This is a genomic window from Aureispira anguillae (genome assembly GCF_026000115.1).
GTDB lineage: Bacteria > Bacteroidota > Bacteroidia > Chitinophagales > Saprospiraceae > Aureispira > Aureispira anguillae.
This window is the reverse complement of record NZ_AP026867.1, coordinates 6,170,066-6,189,303: the sequence shown is the minus strand read 5'-3', so window position 1 is coordinate 6,189,303 and position 19,238 is coordinate 6,170,066. Positions and strand designations below refer to the sequence as shown.

General features: G+C 35.5%; 15 protein-coding genes. 9 read left to right on the top strand and 6 right to left on the bottom strand.

Annotated elements, in window-relative coordinates; genetic code table 11:
- Window positions 1-251 precede the first annotated feature (251 nt).
- Window positions 252-1,394 (bottom strand): serine hydrolase domain-containing protein, encoded by a 1,143-nt coding sequence (locus tag AsAng_RS24230; protein ID WP_264789695.1) that lies wholly within the window; start codon window positions 1,392-1,394, stop codon window positions 252-254.
- Window positions 1,395-1,679: 285 nt separating this feature from the next.
- On the opposite strand from AsAng_RS24230, the gene AsAng_RS24225 reads away from it, so the two are divergent.
- Entirely contained in the window at window positions 1,680-3,209 is a 1,530-nt protein-coding gene (locus AsAng_RS24225) for a hypothetical protein (protein WP_264789694.1), read from the top strand.
- Between the two features lie 19 nt (window positions 3,210-3,228).
- Here AsAng_RS24225 and AsAng_RS24220 read toward each other — a convergent pair whose 3' ends face one another.
- The 4 genes from AsAng_RS24220 to AsAng_RS24205 form a co-directional block, all read right to left on the bottom strand.
- A complete protein-coding gene (locus tag AsAng_RS24220) occupies window positions 3,229-4,797 on the bottom strand; it encodes a leucine-rich repeat domain-containing protein (RefSeq protein WP_264789693.1) in 1,569 nt (522 codons plus the stop codon).
- 85 nt (window positions 4,798-4,882) lie between these two features.
- Window positions 4,883-5,863: a YCF48-related protein gene (locus tag AsAng_RS24215; protein WP_264789692.1), complete on the bottom strand. Its 981-nt coding sequence runs from the start codon at window positions 5,861-5,863 to the stop codon at window positions 4,883-4,885.
- Window positions 5,860-7,266, bottom strand: a complete 1,407-nt coding sequence (locus tag AsAng_RS24210) for a M20/M25/M40 family metallo-hydrolase (protein WP_264789691.1) — start codon at window positions 7,264-7,266, stop codon at window positions 5,860-5,862. Before AsAng_RS24210 ends, AsAng_RS24215 begins: the two co-directional genes overlap by 4 nt.
- Before the next feature lie 8 nt (window positions 7,267-7,274).
- Complete coding sequence (locus AsAng_RS24205) at window positions 7,275-7,985, bottom strand: SAM-dependent methyltransferase (RefSeq protein ID WP_264789690.1); 711 nt, start codon at window positions 7,983-7,985, stop codon at window positions 7,275-7,277.
- Between the two features lie 481 nt (window positions 7,986-8,466).
- On the opposite strand from AsAng_RS24205, the gene AsAng_RS24200 reads away from it, so the two are divergent.
- The 4 genes from AsAng_RS24200 to nadA all read left to right on the top strand — a co-directional run bounded on the left by AsAng_RS24200 (window position 8,467) and on the right by nadA (window position 12,183).
- A complete protein-coding gene (locus AsAng_RS24200) occupies window positions 8,467-8,958 on the top strand; it encodes a nucleoside 2-deoxyribosyltransferase domain-containing protein (protein WP_264789689.1) in 492 nt (163 codons plus the stop codon).
- Between the two features lie 12 nt (window positions 8,959-8,970).
- The gene (locus AsAng_RS24195) at window positions 8,971-10,137 is read left to right on the top strand and encodes a hypothetical protein (protein ID WP_264789688.1); all 1,167 of its coding nucleotides are present in this window, start codon (window positions 8,971-8,973) and stop codon (window positions 10,135-10,137) included.
- 35 nt (window positions 10,138-10,172) lie between these two features.
- Window positions 10,173-10,841, top strand: coding sequence for a hypothetical protein (locus tag AsAng_RS24190; protein WP_264789687.1), 669 nt, complete (start codon window positions 10,173-10,175; stop codon window positions 10,839-10,841).
- Window positions 10,842-11,178: 337 nt separating this feature from the next.
- The gene (gene nadA / locus AsAng_RS24185) at window positions 11,179-12,183 is read left to right on the top strand and encodes a quinolinate synthase NadA (protein ID WP_264789686.1); all 1,005 of its coding nucleotides are present in this window, start codon (window positions 11,179-11,181) and stop codon (window positions 12,181-12,183) included.
- Window positions 12,184-12,310: 127 nt separating this feature from the next.
- Here nadA and AsAng_RS24180 read toward each other — a convergent pair whose 3' ends face one another.
- A complete protein-coding gene (locus AsAng_RS24180) occupies window positions 12,311-13,609 on the bottom strand; it encodes a 1-acyl-sn-glycerol-3-phosphate acyltransferase (protein WP_264789684.1) in 1,299 nt (432 codons plus the stop codon).
- Window positions 13,610-13,791: 182 nt separating this feature from the next.
- On the opposite strand from AsAng_RS24180, the gene AsAng_RS24175 reads away from it, so the two are divergent.
- From AsAng_RS24175 to AsAng_RS24160, 4 genes are all read left to right on the top strand, one after another.
- Window positions 13,792-14,820, top strand: coding sequence for a zinc-dependent peptidase (locus tag AsAng_RS24175; protein WP_264789683.1), 1,029 nt, complete (start codon window positions 13,792-13,794; stop codon window positions 14,818-14,820).
- A 20-nt stretch (window positions 14,821-14,840) separates the two neighbouring features.
- On the top strand, window positions 14,841-17,246 hold the full coding sequence (locus AsAng_RS24170) for a tetratricopeptide repeat protein (protein WP_264789682.1): 2,406 nt from the start codon (window positions 14,841-14,843) through the stop codon (window positions 17,244-17,246).
- Window positions 17,247-17,513: 267 nt separating this feature from the next.
- Window positions 17,514-18,317 carry a 3-deoxy-8-phosphooctulonate synthase gene (kdsA, locus tag AsAng_RS24165; protein ID WP_264789681.1) on the top strand — a complete coding sequence of 268 codons (804 nt, stop codon included), beginning with the start codon at window positions 17,514-17,516 and terminating at the stop codon, window positions 18,315-18,317.
- A gap of 238 nt (window positions 18,318-18,555) precedes the next feature.
- Window positions 18,556-19,182 (top strand): hypothetical protein, encoded by a 627-nt coding sequence (locus tag AsAng_RS24160; RefSeq protein WP_264789680.1) that lies wholly within the window; start codon window positions 18,556-18,558, stop codon window positions 19,180-19,182.
- Window positions 19,183-19,238: the final 56 nt, after the last annotated feature.

The following is a 19,238-nucleotide window of genomic DNA, read 5'->3' as shown; positions in this document are numbered from 1 at the left end:
GCAAGATGCAACCTTAAATAAATTTGATTTTAGTACACTATAATACTAGATTAAACAACGCCCTTTAAACACTTTAAATAAAAACATTACATTACTAAAAAACCGACCCCAGCTTGCTGGCTCACGAGTGATAACGAACCGACCTCAGGGAGCTCATAAGCACTAGCTAACCTAGCAACGCAGTTAATCGTATTAAGCTGCTTTTTATGTTTTATAAAAAGCAGCTTAAATTTACTCCATAAACTAAATTTCTAATCCGTATACGCCTCATCAAACACATCTTTTATCAATGCCCTTCTCGTTTTACTAAGATCATTATTAAGAGAGTTCCAAGTGATGAATAAAGAAACGTTTGCATGAGGGTAATGCATCCAAATAGATTGTCCTCCTTTGCCTTGAGTTCCCCAGCCTCCGCCACCATTATGTGTATAATAAGTGCCATATTTCCCTGTTGTTGGAAACATTCCAAGTTGTTCATCTTTCATGATCTGAAGACTAGGAGCATCTAGCAACTTATTATTGAACAAACCATCTATAAATGCTGCATATTGGACAGGGCTCATAAACCATCCACCAGCACCCGATATATCGTGACAATCAAACATCAATTGCCCTTTGGCATTTGTACTTGGGCCATTCTTATAGGTATCAAAATTGTAATACAATGTTTTGGGTAAGGCTTCTAAATAGTTAGTACTGATGTATTGAAATCCAGGCATTCCTGCTTTTGCCATTTTAGTACTCACAAAATTTTCATATAAATAGGCACAGTAATCTACAATAGCTTGATCGCTTTCTTGTATTTTTTGATCGACCATATTGCTATTCATTATATTGGGAATTAAGACCCTAAAAAGGGTATAATTGATGTTGGCATAATTCCAATCTCCTATTGTTCCAGTAAGACCAACATTAGCGACTTGGTTTCTCATTTGGGTATATCGATCAAACGTCCCATCTAAACCACTTGTGTGTTTTAACAGTTGCTTGAACGTAACATTACTCAATGAGCGATCTTTTGTCCAAGCTGCTGGCAAATAATTCCAAATTTTATCCTCTAAACTAATCCCCCATTCCTCTAAATTTTCTATAAAGCTAGCTGCGGTTATCGTTTTAGTTGTACTAAAAATCGTACTGCTTGTATTTGCAGTATATGCAGAGGGATCACTATCATAGCCTTCTGCCCTTGCCCAACCCTTTCCGCCAGAACTAATCAATTCGCCATCACGATAAGCTGCCCAGCCATAGCCAACGACCTTTCCTTCTAATTCATGGTGAATATTCGCTTCCAATTTACCGATATCTAACCCAATTGGAGGAGCCCATTTTTTTTGGCAAGCCATAAAAAAAGTAGTTAGTACCAATAGGCTAAAAAATATTTTACGCTTTTTCATCTTTGTATTTTTTTAGTTGTTTAAAATGTGGTGAACAAACTGTTTTTATTTTAAATTTATTTAATGCTTTTGTGCTTCATTTTAAATGGATAATAAAAGAATAGAGTTAAATTAGGAGGGTCGTAATCCTCTTATTTACTGAAAACATTTTTGTCTATTTCTTATATTTCAAAAGTAAATTTCTCCTTCAGAAAAAGCAATACACTTTTTTGTCCATTATAAAACTCCACACCTCCCTAACAGCACACAACACACTAACCACCAATATTTTAACTTAAATAAAAAATGAAAGCATCCAATTATTTATATGACTTGATACATTCTTTAGAGCCTGCTGAAAAAAAATACATAAAAAAATATGCTCGCCTTTCTACAAAAAGCAAACACAACTATCAAAAATTATTCGAAGCCATCAATCAGCAAACATCCTATGATGAAAATGCTTTATTAATCAAGTTTAGACGGGCGCCTTTTGTCAAACATTTTGCGGTTGCTAAAAATCAATTGTTTGAATTAATTCTAAAACTGCTTCGTCAATACCATCAGAATAATAGTGCCAGTGCACTCATCAATGCAGCTATTGAAAATGGCAGGTTGCTCTACAATAGAGGCTTATCTTCTCTAGCGTTTAAGCAACTGGATAAAGCTTATAAGCTGGCTAAAGAATATGCAGAGTATCTTAAAATGCAGGAAATTTTAGACCTAAAGCGCCACTATAAGGGGCAATTAAAAGCGCATGATCTACAAGAGGAAATGGAAACCTTATTGCAAGAAAAAGAAACCTTACTCAAGGCTGAATTAGAATACCTTTCCTATGAACGTATTTATCAACAAGTGCTCGTCTTAATCAGAAAGAATCTCCAATTTAGAAATCAACAACAACAACAAGCCTTAGAAGAGGTGCTTCCCGATGGGGTACTCAATCCTCCCAAGTACAAAGAACACTTTCACAGCCAATTGCGTTATTTAAATAGTAAAAATATCTATTTCTTTTTAAAGAAAAACTACATAGCGTCTATTGCTTGTAGTAAAAAAGTGATTGCTCTTTGGGATCAATCTCCCAAATTGAGGCAACAAGAAGCGGAACGTTATATCGCTGCTCTAAATAACTATATGAATTGCACCTATTTAGATGAAGATTGGGCGGCAATCAACCATGTTATTCCTAAGCTAAAAAATATAACCGCTCAATCTATTCGTATTCAGGCAATTATTTTTGAAAGTGAGACCATCTGGAAGCTGAACAATTATCAAGCATTGGGGCGTTATGACGACTTGCTAAAAATGATTCCAGAAATGGAAACTTCTCTAATCCGTTTAAAAGATAGCATGCATGAAATTCGTCATTTCATGATTATTCGATCTATTGGTATGATTTATTTTATCTTTGGCGATTATCACAAAGCTTTAGAATACATCAACCAAACCTTAGCCTTAAAACACCTAGCATTAAGGGAAGATCTTCAGCTTTTTGTTAATATGATGTTGTTGTTTACCCACTATCACCTTGACCATATTATTTTCTTAGATAGTGCTTTAAAAAATTATCGTCGAAAAATTAAAAAGAAAGGACTCTTGTATGAATTAGAGGACTTTCAATTCAAATTATTACAAAAACTTTGTGCTGCATCCGACCGAACAACAAAACTCAATGTCTTAACGACTTCTCAGGAAGAGTTATCTAGGTTGGTAGAACAAAATCCTAATTTATCGACCCTTTTAAGGAGTCATCTTGATCTAGCCATCTGGATAAAATCTGTGCAACAAAATTGTACGATGAAAGTACTTCTAGAGCAAAAAACAGATCAAGAATAGTTCTTTATTTTAGATTTCTTTAATGCCTAAATAGAATCTTAGTATTGGGCAACCATGCCGCAATTTTAGCCTGTTCTTCCTCAGATATTTTGTTGCGTTCTAGTTTTAATATTTTTAATTTCTTAAGCTGTTGAATAGACTCTGGCAATGTTTTGAGCTTGTTGTAGCCCAAATCCAAATGTTCTAAGTTGGTTAATTCACCAATAGACAAAGGCAATTCTTTGAGTTCATTGTACCTTAAATCTAATCTTTTTAGTGTCTTTAAATTGCCAAAATTTTCGGGCAAATAAGTCAAGCGATTATCTCGTAAATCCCAAAATTCTACTGCTTGCAATTCAGTAATTGCATCTGGTAAAGCCTTGTGCTCATTTTCACTCATTTCCAAACGTTTGAGCAAAGGAAGTTTTACCAATTCCTTAGCAGCACGTGCAACACTCAAATAACGATTAAACGCTAAATTTAGTGTTTTTAATTTTTTTAGATTTCCAAATCCAGTGGGTAGTTTCCGAATTCCTGTATTAGCAATATTAAGTTCCTCTAGTTGTGTTAGTTTTCCGATACTTGTGGGCAACTCTTTTATTCGGTTGGCATCTAATTTTAGGACTTTTAGCTGCTGAAAATTGCCAAAAATATCAGGCACTACTGTAAACTCATTGCGTTCCAAATTTAGATAGGTCAGCTCTGTCAGCTTTCCTAATTCATCGGGCAGGGTGTCCAATAAATTAGACCCTAAGTCTAAGTAGGTCAACTGCTTCATCTCATAAAGCTGATACGGCAATTTTTTGATCTTATTTAAAGCAATGCTAAAGCTGGTCAAATGCTGAAAGGCTGAAATTTTAGCATAACATGTTTTTAGTCCCAAACCGCTCAAATCCAATTGCTCTAAATTGTGTAGATTCCCCAACCATTTATAAATGCCCCCTGCTTTTTCTACAGGATTGTTTGCCAATGACAATACATTCAGTTTTGTTAAATCACCAATTTCTGTAGGAATCTTCGTCAATCTATTTCTACTAAGATCCAATACTTCTAATGCTTTAAGTTGCCCAATGGTAGTAGGAATTTTTTCTAACTTAATTTTGCTCAGTTCTAGGCGTTTTAATTTATCCCGTGTAAAAATTTCAGCTGGCAATTCCCTTAATTTATCATTTTGGCTCAAAATCAGCCACTCTAACTGGTTCAATTGATGAAAATTGTGCGGCAGAGCAGACAAATAATTTTTAGAAGCATCTAAACGTCGTAAATTTGTTAATGCACACAACGCTTCTGGTAATTCCTTAAGTTTATTCCCACGAATTTCCAATACTTGCAACATTTTCATTTGCTTTATGCTCTCTGGAATTTTTTCTACCAATGTATGATTCATGGTTAACCATTGCATTTTATCCATTCGAGGTACAGCAGTAGGAAAAGTATAAGCTCGGCGCAAGACCTTAAGTCGAACGGCCTTATCTGCCTCTCGAACGGCCTCATCGATAGAATAATAAATAGGTGCTTGTTCTAACTCATCTAATGGAAGTAACTGGGCAAAAATATTGGTTCCCATCAATAAAAATGGGATTAAAATAAGATACATGATTGACTGCATATTGCTGTTTTTACGTTTTGATAGCGCAAATTTAGGTTGAATATTCGGCTTAGAAAAATGGATACAAACTCCATTATCGAAAAAACTATTCCAAATCAATAATTAGCAACTTTCCTTGACTTCCTGTTAGGTAAGCCTTTTGATATTGGATTCGGATAGAAGTAAAATCGGCATAACCATCTAAATTTTGGATCAACTTCCAAGTTTTGCCTCCATTGGTTGTTCGATAAACCAAATTGTTTGTGCCCACCAAAAAACCAGTATTTTCATCCCAAAAAGCAATATCTCGAAGCAACTTATTTTGGTCTGCAAAAATAGAATTGGCAGCTCGACAAGCCTTCCAAGTATCTCCTCGGTTAGTCGTTTTGTAAACTGCTCCGTATTCTCCTACCACATAACCAACATCATCATTAGGAAAATCTACTCCTCTAAAAAAATCGCCTGTAATCTCGCTAACAATCCAAGAAAGTCCTTCATCTGTAGATTTCATAATAAGCCCATATCCAACAGCATGAATGGTTCTATTATCCGTTACTTCTATATCTCGCAATTCATAATCAAAAGTATCTCTCAACGTGATCGTGCCTTGATTGGGGGCATAATGATGCATAAATCCTCTCCCAAGATTTTCTCCTCCTATTAGTAAAACTTGATTATCTGCTAATCGAATATGCTTGTGCCAGCCCCACCACCCAGCAGAAACATACTCAAAAGACCAAGTATTAAAATCCGAACTAGTATGTAATTTTTGACCACATTCACTAGCTGAAAAAATACCATTCTGATACGATAAACTATTCACTCCTGTAGGATAGGTATCTAAGGTATCCCAAGTAGTTCCACCATCTTGAGTTCTTAGAATAAGACCTGCTGTAAAGATTCCTCCTGCACTAACATAGCCTGTATCTGGATTAATAAAACAAACGTCTGATAGTACTAAATCTGTTGGCAAAGTATGCATCTGAGAAGAATAAGACACCTTCTCAATACCACAACCTCCTATCTGAATTATTAGTATTAATCCTGCTAAAAAGGAGTACAACGTACTTTGGGTTATTTTTTTCATTCTTTTATCCCGTACTTATCAATCAAATAAACTAAAGCCCCCATAGCGCCACTTCCAAGTAGTAGTTCTCTTTTATGCACATTTTCGAATACATCATTTTGAGAATGATGAAAATCAAAATACCGTTGACTATCTGGACGATAACCAAACAAGACGGTTCCTTGGTCTTTTAATCTTGAAATATCAGCCGCAGAACCTCCCGCTTGAATATCCCACACTCCCAATGAAGCAAAAATAGTGCGCCATTTTTTGACTTTTTCATAGCTCTTTTTAGCAATGTTAGAAGCGGCATCCATACGGAAACCACTTGGTACATGCCCACCTGCATCCGATTCGATCGCTGCAATGTGATTTTCGCCTTTAGCCTTTGCTTGTTTTGCATATTCTGTAGCACCAAATAATCCATTTTCTTCGTTGGCAAATAAAACACAACGAATCGTATGTTTAGGCTGAATTCCCATGCGCTTGAACAAATGTAAAACTTCCATGGATTGAACACATCCCGCACCATCATCATGTGCTCCTTCTCCTATATCCCAAGAATCTAAATGTCCTCCAACCAAAATGATCTCATCTGGCTTTTCGGTTCCTCTAATTTCACCAACAACAGTCTGTGCCACTCGTGTCCCCATATGCGCACAACTTAATTGAAGATTGATCTTAACCTTAGCTTCTTTTTTTAGCAAATCGCTTAATAAGTCGGCATCTTTCAGACCAATTCCAACAGCAGGAATTGGTTCTTGATCATTAAAAGAAGTTACCCCAGAATGAGGTATATTATCTTCTTTTACGGTCATAGAACGAACAATTGCTCCTATAGCACCTAACTCGGCAGCTTTTCTAGGACCAGCCGATCGTTGATTAACAGCCCCACCATAAGCATGAAAAGTATTCAATTTAGTAATGTCCATTGGGCGGTTAAAAAAGACTATTTTTCCTTTTATTTTATCTTTTCCTAAGGCTTCTAAAGCTTCAAAATTCTTAACTTCAACAACTTCTCCTGTCACCCCTAAAGCATCCGTTCCGCCAGAAAAACCAAGTGCAGCCACAGCTAATTCCACTGTACCTAGGTGCTCTGAATTAACAATTTTGGCTTTTTCAACATCTCCTCTACGCCAGTAAGGTACCTCAACAGGTTGTGTCCAAACCGTGTCACAGCCAATCGTATCTAGCATATGTGATGTATAAGCTACAGCTGCTGCATACTCTGGTGACCCACCGAGTCTCCCTCCAACCTGTTTGCAAAGGTAATGCAACCAATCATGGGAAGGACTTTTTGTTAAAATATTGGTGTACATCTTTTTGATGTATTTTATTTCAGCATCTTCATCCAACTCTTGAGCATAAGAAAAAACGGATAATACACAGAGTAAGAAAAGTATAGATAGTTTTTGGTACATCATTTTATTTTTTAATTAGCCAACAATAAAAATATAGTAGGACGTTTATGCAATTTTGGAATTTCTTTTTTTCGCCAGACTTGCACACTCTGCGTACAAATATACTCTGTAGGTAAGGTTATATCTGTAGCAATACCAAACAAAGTTTGAGGTTGCAATACCGATAACGCATCTTCCACAAAACCATCATTACGATATGGCGTTTCTATAAAAATTTGAGTTTGATTCTTTTTGGCAGATTGACGTTCCAAGTCCTTGAGTGCCTTTTTTCGTTCAGGGCTCTTTATTGGCAAATAGCCATGAAAAGCAAACTGTTGCCCGTTCATCCCAGAAGCCATCAAGGCTAATAATATAGAGGAAGGACCAACTAAAGGAACAACTTTAATGCCTCGCTTATGTGCCAGTTGAACCACTAGCGCACCAGGATCTGCAACTCCAGGACAGCCCGCTTCTGATAAAAGCCCTATATTTTTTCCTTCATTAATTGCAGGCGCCAGAAAAGATTTTATATCTGCTGGATCCGTTCGCTTATTTAATTCAAAAAAGGTCATTGTTTGTAAAGGAATAGGCGTTTCTATTGCTTTTAAAAACTGCCGAGCTGTTTTCCCTCGCTCAGCAATAAAGACATCAATTTGATGCACTTGCTCAAGTAGGTAAGCGGGAAGTGGTGTGATCATCCCCTCGCCTAAGGGAGTAGGGATTAAAAAAAGTTGTCCTGCCATTATTTTTATTCTATCTATAAATGAATTAACAAATTGAGCAACATTTTGTAGATTTCTAAAAACAGTACTCCTTATAAATTACATAAACGTAGTCCATGAGCAGTTTCGTTTACTGTATCAATGGGGCTGCATCAAGTAATCCACGAAGTATTACGAGAAAAAATCAACAAATGATTGCGATTTGCAATCGCAAAAAAACAAATTTAAATCCAAAATACACTATAATTGACCGCAGCATAGTTATTTTATAAGCATTGATTCTAAACTTTGTGACAAAATTACTACCTATTCCCTTTTATAAATGGATCGGTAAATTTCAAATTATAGATCATTTTTATGGATTTCCATACACTAAGCATCTTACTTTAAGTTAATATTTTATAAATTTCAAAAAATAAAATAAAAATTAATAGCGTTTTTTTACTTTTTTAAAACGCTGCGAATTATATTGCAAAAAATGCAAAAAAAACCAAATAAATACATGGCAACAATAATTAAACCTCCTCAAAGTTTGGCATATCAACCAAACAAAAGAAGTGTTTTTCTAGCGGGGAGTATTGAAATGGGCAAAGCAAAAGATTGGCAGGCTTATGTAGGTAACAATCTCCTTAATTTTGACATAATCATATGGAATCCCAGACGAACATCATGGGATAGTTCTTGGGAGCAGTCTATCAACAATCCTGTTTTTAAAGAACAAGTAGATTGGGAGTTGGATGCACTTGATCGAGCGGAATTGATTTTATTTCATTTTGAGTCAGATACGCAATCCCCTATTACTCTTATGGAGTTAGGTTTATTTGCTCAATCTAAAAAATGTCTGGTTCATTGTCCAGAAGGTTTTTGGAGAAAGGGCAATGTTGATATTGTTTGTGATCGTTACAATATTCAGCAGGTCAACTCTCTTGATCATGGAATAGCTAAATTAAAAGACCATTTCAATAGTTGTATTGTTAAGCGCCACAACAATTAAATTAAGATTAACATGAATATATTTTCAAACTATAAATTCCTACTAACCCAAACATTGCTAATCATAAGTATAGGATATAGTTGCTCCCCCGAACCCGATTATAATACCACTAGAACTGCTCCTTCTGCCTCTGCCTTAATGATGAAAAGTTCTTTTAATTCTACAAAAGAGACCCTTGCTCTATTTAATGAAAAACTAAAAGAATATCAAGAAGGGCTTTATTTCAAGAAGTGGACTTATGATCCTGTTAACAACAATATCATCTGCCACAAAAAAGAAAATAAAAAAGCTAGCCTAGAAGCCTTTAATCATAAACTGGGCTTAGGGTTCAAGGAATATATAGCAAAAGAGAATAAAAAAACATTAAAGTACCAAGCAATATCGCCTTTTGCCAACATGGAAGAAACGGGCGTATTTAGCCGACCATTGTTGTTAAATGGAGAACCCTACAGTGGTGTTCTCGTGGGTACTCATATTCCTTCTGGAAAAAGGATCTTAGAAATTCGGTTTTATGAAGGAATTCGTGTTGGAGCGTTTAATGTTTGGACAAATCTAGATCGCTTGTATACCAAATCATTCAAAAAAAATAATGAAATTGCTATTGATCCTGAATCTGTCCGAAAACCTATTATTTATCTCTATCCTGAAACAACACAAAACATTAATGTCAAAGTCCATTTTAAAGGACAATTAACACATACTTACCCTAAGTATTCAAGCCATATAGGCTGGAATATAACTGCTGAACCCTCTGGTATTTTGACCGATCGTACCAGTGGAAAAGAGTTTAGTTACTTATTTTGGGAAGGACAAAGCGATTTTCAATACACTCTAGATAAAGGCTTTGTTGTAAAAGGAGAAGAAATTGCTGATTTCTTAGATGAAAAGCTAGCTTTGATGGGATTAAATAGAAGAGAAGCTACCGATTTTGTCTCGTACTGGCTTCCCGAATTAGAAAAAAATCCCTATAATTTAATTCATTTTTCTACGGATGAATATGCTCAAAATGCTCCTTTAGAAATTACCCCTGCCCCAGAAACACTTATTCGGGTTTTTATGGTCTACCGACCACTAGAAACACCAATCCATATTCCTAGTCAAAAACTTAACTCGATCAGCCGTCAAGGTTATACAGTGGTAGAATGGGGAGGTAAAAAAGCCAGTAACTTAATCAATTAAGTTTATTTTGTTTAGATTCAACAAAGGCATTATCTTTGATTTATAGAGGATTGTTTGGAGAGGCTCCAAACAATCCTTTTTATAAATTATTATTTGTTCCTATTTTATCCCTCACTATGAAGCAACTCTTTACCATACTATTGTTATTACCTACCTTTCTTGTGCTTTCTCAAGAACTTCCTCGTACCGTTAAAAAGATTAACCCTTCTTTATTTGTTAATAATATAAACAACGAGCGAGTCTATCAACAAGCTAATATTCGTGAAAATCTAGTGGTTTTTTCAAGAGGATTTGAAAATCGTGCCATAGAAGAAATTCAGCAAAGTTTTCATTATCGTTTTTTAGATGAGAAGAATCATTCTTGGGTTTTAGAACTGCAATTTGATCGACATGATGTCCAAATATCAAACACGATAGGAATAGATCCGATTGGCTGTAATGATTTTGGGTTTAAAATTTACCAAAAGGACAGCAATAAATGGAAAGATGTAACATTGGAATGTCTACCAGATGATTTTTTGGCTAAAATTGAAAAATATGCCCCTCAACTCCAAAAAGGTAGTCTAGGAATGTATTTTTACAACCAACTACCTGAGCAGAATGTCCAAGTTGAATTTGATCGATGTAAGCTAATCTTTAAGGAAAGTGGGAAAAACATCCTTACTTTGCTGTGGAAAAAAGGAAAATTCATCTGGAAAAAATAGCAGTGCAATCAACAGCCATTACCCCTCTTTTTCTGTTGAAAACATTCCTATTCTCTGTCTAGTTTATGATAATCTATCCTTTATACAAGATTTAATCAAACAATCACGCCCCAATAATAGTTATAATTGAAGACCTACTTTTATAATCTCCCTACCCGATAATTTAAGAACAACAATCACTTTTTTGTATCTTAATACAAAGAAAACACTAGACTTTGTTTTATTTCTAATAGAAGGGAACTATTTTAGCAACAACTTAGTTTAAATATTAAAATAAGACTTAGTTTTAAAAGCAAACAAACTATACATTATATAACTATTATAAATCAAAAATGTTATGCAAGGTTTAACACAAGCAAAAGAAAACCTAGATCAAAAGGGATTTCTTGACTTAGAAGTGGACCCTATGCTTGATTTGGTTGCTGCTATTGAGCAGCTAAAAAGAGAAAAAAATGCCATTATTTTAGCGCATTACTACCAAGAAAGCGAAATCCAGGACATTGCCGACTATATCGGAGATAGCCTAGGACTGGCACAAAAAGCCGCCACAACCGATGCTGATATCATTGTGTTTGCAGGAGTACATTTTATGGCAGAAACGGCAAAAATGCTCAATCCATCTAAGAAGGTATTGTTACCAGATTTAAAGGCAGGTTGCTCTTTGGCAGACTCTTGTCCTGCTCCTGTTTTTAAGAAATTTAAAGAAAAGTATCCAGATCATGTTGTGGTTAGTTATATCAACTGTACGGCTGCACTAAAAACAATGACTGATATTTGTTGTACCTCTACCAATGCTCAACACATCATTGACAGTATTCCAGAAGATCAGCCTATTATTTTTGCTCCTGACAAAAATTTAGGTGCCTATCTTCAAAAAACAACTGGACGTGAGATGGTGTTGTGGAATGGCTCTTGTATGGTACACGAAATCTTTAGCAAAGAAAAAATTGTTAAGCTACAGGTTCAACATCCCAAAGCAAAACTAATTGCTCATCCAGAATGTGAAGCGCATTTATTGGAAATATCAGATCATGTTGGCTCTACAAGTTCTTTGTTAAAATATACCAAGGAAAGTGAATTTGATGAGTTTATCGTAGCCACCGAGCCTGGCATTATTCATCAAATGGAAAAAGCGTCTCCCAACAAAACGTTCTACCCCGCTCCTCCAACCAACACTTGTGCTTGTAATGAATGCCCACATATGAAACTCAATACTATGGAGAAGTTATATTTGTGTATGAAGCATGAGTTACCTGAAGTTACCTTAGAACAAGACATTATCGACCAAGGTCGTGGCTGTATTGATAGAATGTTAGAAATTTCGGCAAAGGCTGGTTTATAACTAAAAAGTACAATTCTACTTAAGTAACTAAGCAATTGATCGTTGATGATTTGAAAATGTGTAACGTGATTCGTCGCACATTTTCAAATCTTAACTTGTTTTTAAAAATTAACGAAATAATGTAAAACTATTGAAGTACTTTATTAGCGTACTTCATATAATCTTTCCCAAGACATTTGATTCCTGCACGTTCTTGTTCTAATTCGTCTTTTTTCTTTACTTTTTTATAACGAGTTAAATAGCTCCATTCTTTATAATAATCTTGGTAATGATAAGCATACGTCTGGAAAAAAATCATTCCAAAAGGTAGTAATAAAGTCCACCAGCCTATAAAAAATGCGCCAATAACAACCGATAGTATCCCCCAGATAATCCAAATAAAAAAGGCTGCTGTAAACGCAAAACTCGTTGAAAATTCAGCAAAAGGAACGAATTTATTTCGCAAATTTCGGGCAAGGATATGTGGTATACGTCCAACCAATGTTCCTATGATCCAAAAAGGTAAGCCAACCATCAGCCAAAACACAGAACGCTTATTTTGATTAGCAACAGCATAATCATTTGCTCCTTTAGCCTCTAGATTTTGATAATAGGTATCTACTTGTTCTTCTAGTTTTATTTTTTCCTCTTCTCCCAATTCATTAACATAGTTTGCCATCTGTTGTTCTGCCTCACAAAGTTCAGGATTGGCTGAATACATCGGGAAAATACCCCGTGTAAAATTATTGCGTAGCAACACCAATAGTTTTTCTGTTAACGCTTCATTTCCTTCCTCTATATAAACCATTTGGTTGCGCAATGCAACTCTCATATCAGCGGTAAGTTGGGCAATAGCTTCCTCCTTATCTTTTTCATAAATTTCTTTGTAGCTTAAAACAGATAAAGGTTTTCCCAATTTCGTATAAACTTCACTTCTAAACTTATCATGATAGGTATAATTGACTCCTGCTGGTAAAATTTTAACATCAATCCCCCAATTTTTTTCTTCCATCATTTTAAATGCCAAGCGAGCACAACCCTTCTTAAAAGGCAGTAATTTTTTTTGCAAGACACAATTTCCTTCTGGAGCAATAAAGGCACTATCCCAGCCCGTATATAGCAGCTCCCTTGTCTTTTTGAAAGTCGCTTCATTTTTATGCATATTCTCCGTCCCCTCTTCAACTCGATAGATCGGTAAACCGTGCAAGCGATACATTAATTTTCCTTTTAAATTATCAGGAAATTCAGAGGCTCTCGCCCAAAAATAAACAGGACGTTTTTGCATGGCAGCAATCAAAATGGGATCCATAAAACCATTGGAATGATTGGAAATAAAAATCAAGGGTTCATCCTTAGGAATATAGTTGGCATTAAGATAATATACTCGTCTAAAAAAACAAATGTACATTATCCACAAAGAAAACTTAAATAAGTTATAGAGGATCATACGCTTATATTAAAGTAAGTTCAAGAAGTTTTTGAATTTAGCGAACCGAACTTGGAGTTCAACAACAAGATAAAGGTCTTTGTTCAAAAAATATCAATTTGAGTCTAAAAGTCAACTTTTATTAGATTTTGATTATCTTGTTTTTACAAAACACCTTCCATTTAAACCATTGAATAGCAACTATGCACTTATCCAAAAAGAAAACTCAATTTAATCAATTCCTAGCCCTCTTTTTTTCGGGATTAATTGGGCTTTGTTACTTTCTAGTGATTAGCAATATTAATAACTTATCTTCTAATCTTTTTTATATTCTTTTGGCCGTTGGAGCAGTAGCTTGTTTCAACTTTTATAGCATTTTCACCAAAAAATTTCGAGATAGAAAGCAATTACAACAAATGCCTTTCCCCGAAAAATGGCGAGCAATTTTAGATAAATATGTTCTATTTTATAAGGCTCTTAACGAGGAAGAAAAACGCCGTTTTGAAACAGAAATACAAATTTTTCTGCACGAAACTAGGGTAACAGGAATTCAAACCGAAATTGATGATGTGACACTAGTTTTAGCTGCTGCTAGTGCTGAGATTCCCGTTTTTAGCTTTCCAGAATGGGAATATGATAATCTGGGTGAAATATTAATCTACCCAGGTCCATTTACCAAAGATTTTAGAATTGAAGGAGAAGGCAGAACCGTAACAGGAATGGTTGGAACAGGCTTGATGCAGGGGATTATGATTTTATCTAAGCCTGCTTTAATTGCAGGCTTTGCCAATCCTACGGACAAAAAAAATGTTGGCATTCATGAGTTTGTTCACTTATTAGATGCCGCAGATGGCAGTTATGATGGTATTCCCAAACAATTTATGCAGCATCAATATATTGCTCCTTGGTTGGAAATCATTCGCAAAGAAACAGAACGCATCAAAAAAGGGCATTCCGAAATGAATCCTTACGGAGCTACCAATTCTGTTGAGTTCTTTGCAGTTGCTTCTGAGTACTTCTTTGAACACCCCAAATCGCTTCAAAAAAACAAACCAGAACTCTACGAATTGCTCTGTCATGTGTTTCAGCAAGATACTAAAAACAGACTAAAAGTAGCCTTTAAGGCGATGTTGAATTATACAGGAAACAAGGTTGGGCGTAATGCCCCTTGCCCTTGTGGTAGTGGGAAGAAATATAAACAATGTTGCTTGAAAAATGCACGGACGTATTAACCAATAGAATTATAACGATAATGAACAAACAATCAACAATAGCTCGGATAGCTTGGGCCGTTTGCATTTTGGTTGGGGTTGTACTCAGCCTAAAAGCATTAAGAGAACCTGATCTTTGGTGGATGTATCGTACAGGAGAATGGATGTTAGAAAATGGAGAAGTGACCAAATCCGATCCTTTTTCTTATACCTTTGCAGGAGTAGAGTGGATCAATGTTAAGTGGTTTTTTGAAGTATTGATTACCTTAGGTAAAAATTGCTTTGGGGTAGAATTTATTTTTGTCTTTCAAGCCATGGTTACCTTGCTTATCCTCACGTTTTTTTATCAATCGGCCAACCTAATTAAACAGCATACGGCGGATCTTAGCGACTATCAAAAAAAACCCTTTGCAGGGCTTATTTTGACTGGTTTTTTACTACTCTTCACCATTGATTATCGATTGATTGGGCGACCAGAAATGACCAGCCATGCAATGGTAGCAGCTTATTTGTTTCTTTTCTGGCGCTACTATTACCAACCTTCTAAACTGATTCTATTGCTCATTCCTCTACAAATGCTTTGGACAAATATGCATGAGGCATTTGGTACAGGAATGGTTTTAATGGTAGCTTATTTGGGAGCTAGTTGGGTACAGTATTTTTATGCTCAAAAAAAAGGACAAAGCCCCCAATTGCCTCAATTGTTGTCAATTGCTGTGCTAGGAGCCTTAGCTGTTGTTGTCATTAATCCTAGAGGCTACCAAATGTGGCTACATCCCTTTGAAATTTTTAGCCAATTAGACAACAATCAATACACGACCGAATTGGCTTCTATTTGGAAGGCTGCGTATTGGGAAAAACAAGCTTATTTAAATTTACTGTTCTTAGGGGGAAGCCTTCTTTTTGTGGCTTTAGTTCCTTTTATTTATAGAAAAGTAATTCCTCCTGCTTCTCTCCCTTCAAAACCAAGTAATCATCAGAACAAAAAGGGAAAAAAAACGTCAAAGGTTGCTACCGCAACTCCTATAGCAGCTCCATTAGATTGGCTAAATACCAACATTCAAAAATTTGGATTGGGTAATGGTTTACTATTTTTTATGCTTTTCTATTTGAGTACAACAGCCTATCGTAATATTCCTTTTTTTGTGCTTGCCGCCGCTCCTATTATGGCAGTCGCTGTGGATGCTTTTTTCCATAGAATAAAAGCTGCTAAATGGATTTATCCATTACTCTTAGCAGGAGGACTATTCTTCTATGGTTCTATTATAACGGGTAAATATCACCAATGGACTTCCTCTAGGGATACCTATGGCTTGCAAGTGTTAAGCAGCCATAATCCTACAGGAGCAACACAATTTATTGAAAAGCATCATATTAAAGGAACCTGTTTTTCGGATTATTTGACCTCCGCTTATTTATTATGGAAATTGCAACCCAATTTTAAAACCTATATAGATTTGCGAGATTTAGATATTTTTCCGACTAGTTTTTTTGCTGATTTTGCTAAGACGACCGCTCTTCCTAGCGAATTTGACGCAAAAGACGATTCTCTAAATTTTGATTATGTGGTTCTTTTCCGCCCTAAGTTTTCTAAATTGCACAAGCATTTGTTAGCTTCTGATAATTATGATTTAGTTTTTGTAGATCCTGTTGCCTGTATTTATTTAAAAAATACCCCCCAACATCAATCACTAATTGCTCAATATGGTTTTACCGCCAATGGAAACAAAGATATTTTCTCTGAATTGGTTCCCATCAAAAGCGCTACGATTCCTTATTTAATCAGCAAACTATTTAATCCACTCTATAGCCCAACAGATTATACAGAAACCGATGAAAATGCCATAGCAGGCTCTTATTATTTAAGTCTAAAACAGACTAACCTTGCTTTTAATCGTGCCAAAGCTTCTATTCAATCGGGAGTAGAACCCTGGAAAGGACATGAGTTATTGGGTAACATTTATAATAATTCTGCGTTTAATGTAGCAACCACTGATTCTTTGCGTCAAAGTTATATACAACAAGCCTCTTACCAATATAGCCAAGCAATTAATGCCAAACCAGATTATATTAGTGCTATTGTAGGAAAAGCAACCTTGTCTATGCAGCAACAAAATTTCAGAACAGCCATACATCTATTCAACCAAGCACTAGTCATTGATCCCAATTATGCACAAGCCATCCAATATTTGGGTATGTGCTATAAAATTTTAGCCAATCAAAATGGGCAAGATCCAATTAATACACAACAATGGTTAAATTATAGCCTTCGCTTAGATCGCTTGAATCCCAATAATCCTTATATATTATTAGACATTGGAATTGCTTACTGTTCTTTAGGAAACTGCTCTAAAGCGGTAGAATATCTAAAAAATATAATGGAAGTTCCTGGCTTACCTCCAGAAGAATTTAAAACAGCAGCACGTTGTATGAAAAAGTGTAGTTAATGCCGTTGTTTTTTTGCTGTTCCAACTAAATACATAAAATAATCGTCACTATAAAACAACTAGGTTTATCCTGTTTAATACTCCGTTAATTAGCTAGTGCGCTAGCGCTTATGAGCTCCCTGAGGTCGGTTCGTTACACTCGTGAGATAGTTTTTTGCTTTTTTTAGTTCGCTATGCTCATGAGAACAGTTGCAAAAAACATCTTATATTCGGCTTCTTCAATGGAGTAATGCCTGTTATAATTCTAGATAAAAACTAAAAATAAATATGGATTTGTATTCCAAACTTCAACAAAAACCATTTCTAATTGCTGGTCCTTGTGTTATTGAATCCGAAGAATTGGTGCTAGAAGTTGCAAAAACATTAAAAAACTTACAGAAAAGCTTTACGGATTTCGTTATCATATTTAAAGCTTCTTTTGATAAAGCCAATAGAACCTCTGTTGATGCTTTCAGAGGTCCTGGTTTAGAGAAGGGGCTGGCTATTTTGCAAAAAGTTAAGGACAGTTATGGCTTGCCTCTATTAACGGACATTCATGAGCCCCAACAAGCTGCTTTGGTAGCTAATACCGTTGATATTTTGCAAATTCCTGCTTTTTTGTGTAGGCAAACGGATCTGTTATTGGCTGCCGCACAAACCAATAAGATCGTCAATATCAAGAAAGCACAATTTTTATCTGGTAAAGATATGAAACATGTTATCGATAAAGTAAGCTCTACCAGCAATCATCAGATTATGCTAACTGAAAGAGGTACGATGTTTGGCTATAATAATTTAGTGGTAGATTATACTGGGATTTTGGATATGATGGAGTATGGCTATCCTGTTATTATGGATGCAACTCATGCTGTTCAAAAACCAGGAGGAGCTGGCGGAAAAAGTGGCGGTAATCGCAGTTATGCTCCTCTGTTGGCACAGGCTGCCGCTGCTATTGGCATTAAAGGGTATTTTGTAGAAACACACCCTGAACCTGACAAAGCTTTGTCTGATGGTCCTAATATGATAACATTACAAAATTTGGAAAAATTATTAATTAACCTACAAAAGATACATCAACTTCAACTTTTTTAGTTAGCAATTTTACACACTAATAATAACACTTACCCAAAGACAAAAAGCAAAAAACACCCCTCAACACACTGTCTATCATTTATTTAACAAAAACCACAGCAGTTAAATTAATTACTATTTAACATTTTATTAAATAAAATTTTACACTGGTAAGATTTTTGTTATAGATAACTCGCAATTTAAATATTGTTTAACTATTTGGCTAAAAAATAGTTTAAATTGTATAAAAGAGAATCATATGAATACTAGTCAACGAATTTGGACCCCAAGTGAGATGTTATTAAACTCTATTTCTAACGATAGCAATACGATTGCACTTTATATCCGCCCTGAATCGGTATTAGAACAGACAATTGTACAAGATAAATATTGGCAAGAGGGTGCATTTTGGGGAGAACCTCGTCCAGGGCATCCCGAAGGCAAAGTTATCTACCATATTCATGAAGTATTACAAAATGTTGAAAAGGCAACTAAAAATGCCAAACTACGCCAACAACTTCGCTTAGTTACAATTCTTCATGACACGTTCAAGTATCTAGAAGAACAAACTCGACCTCGAACGGATTGGTCTAAACATCATGCTATCTATGCCTTAAATTTTGCTAAAAAACATATTACGGATCAAGCGGTTTTGGACGTAATAGAACTGCATGATGATGCCTATTATGCTTGGTGTGCTGACTGTGCAGGGAATAAAGACAAATCAGAAGAATTATTAAATAAATTAAGACAACGATTGGGAGATAACTTACAGTTGTATTATCTCTTTTTTAAATGTGATACCCAAACAGGAGACAAGTATCAAAGCCCTGTTGCATGGTTTGAACAAATCATGGCTGATGAAATAACCATAACAGATTTTTAATTAAATGGGTCTTTTCTTAATAAAAAAGCGTGGTTCTTGACAAATGGTGTGGAATC